Annotated in this window: 1 protein-coding gene; it reads right to left on the reverse strand. The window is 76.2% G+C overall.

Annotated elements, in window-relative coordinates:
• A partial coding sequence (locus tag G5C51_RS42020; protein ID WP_420824921.1) for a sacsin N-terminal ATP-binding-like domain-containing protein occupies window positions 1-1,262 on the reverse strand: 1,262 nt, incomplete at its 3' end.
• Between the last annotated feature and the right edge of the window lie 88 nt (window positions 1,263-1,350).

The raw sequence follows: 1,350 nt of genomic DNA on the forward strand, positions 1-1,350 counted from the left end.
TGCGTAACGTCCGGGGCCTGCCCGTCCCGCCTTGCGGGACGCCCTCCCCCGGAGCGGCCGGCTCGCGGGAGGAATGGGGTTTCCGGGAGCAGTTCCAGGACGTGGGCGCGGAGGGACGCGTCCAGTTCGCTCTGGCCCAGCGGGCCCGGGACCAGGTCCAGCGTTGCCGGGGTGACCGGCTCCCAGGAGCGGAGGAGTTGGGCGTAGGTCTCGGCGGCGCGGTCGATGAGGAAGTCGGTCAGCGGGCCCGGGGCCGCGTGGCGGCGGGTCGGCTCCAGCGGGAAGGAGGCGATCAGCAGGGCGGGGAGGCCCAGGGGCTCGTCCGTCGGTGTGGGGGCGTGCAGCACCGGCGCGGTGCGCGGCGCCGCCGGGGTGCCCTCGCCGTCGACCGGGACGGCCCAGGTGACGGTCCAGTGCGGGCGCAGGCGTTCCTCTATCGGGCGGTCGGCGAGCAGCGTGCCGTCGAGACGACCGTCCGCCTCGGCCAGCCGCCAGCGGCTCGGCCTCGAACCGTTGGCGCTGTCCTCGATCACGACATGGCCCGGCTCCGTACGGCGGGTGAGGGTGCGGATGCCCGCGTCCGTCTCGACGACCACCTCGGCGAGGCCCGGCAGTGCCAGCATCAGCGCGTCGTCGATCTCGCCGAGGAGCCGGACGGCCAGGTCGCGGGCGGCGTCGTCGCGGAGCGGGAGCACGACGGCGGTGTCGTAACCGTGCGGGACGGTGCCCTGCGCGGGGAGCGGCAGGCGGAGTACGGGGAGGTGGCCGTCGCGGCGCTGCAGCTCGTCGGCGAGGCCGGGGCTGCCGGCGGCGGCCTCCGCGGCCATCCGCCGGGTCTCGGCGAGCGACCAGCGCACGCCGGCGCCGTCGGCGCGGATGACGGCGGGGTCGTCGCTGACGGCCCGTACCGCCGAGAAGCCGACGCCGAAGCGGCCGACGGCGGTGGCGTCGTCCTCGTCGCGCTTGGCGGAGGCGCGGAGGGTGGAGAGGGACTCGACGCCGGGGTTGTCGAGGGGGGCGCCGGTGTTGGCGGCGGTGAGGGTGCCGCCGTCGGCGGAGAGGGTGAGGCGGAGGCGACCGGGGGCGCCACCGCGGGCCGCGGCGTCGGCGGCGTTCTGGGCGAGCTCGACGACGAGGCGATCGCGATAGCCGCCGAGGGCCAGGTCTTCCTCCGCGTTGGCGTCCTCCCGAAAGCGAGCGGGCGCGGCCGCCCAGGCGTCGAGGGTGGTGCGACGCAACGATTCGGTGCGGAGGTCTTCCACCGGTGCTCCTTCGGGGTTACGGGCGACCCGTCACGGTACCCGCTGTGGCGGGGGTGACACGGGGCGGCTTGGGTTGGGTTGGGTTGGC

The sequence above is a fragment of the Streptomyces coryli genome, assembly GCF_011044975.1.
In the GTDB taxonomy this organism is placed as follows: Bacteria; Actinomycetota; Actinomycetes; order Streptomycetales; family Streptomycetaceae; genus Streptomyces; species Streptomyces coryli.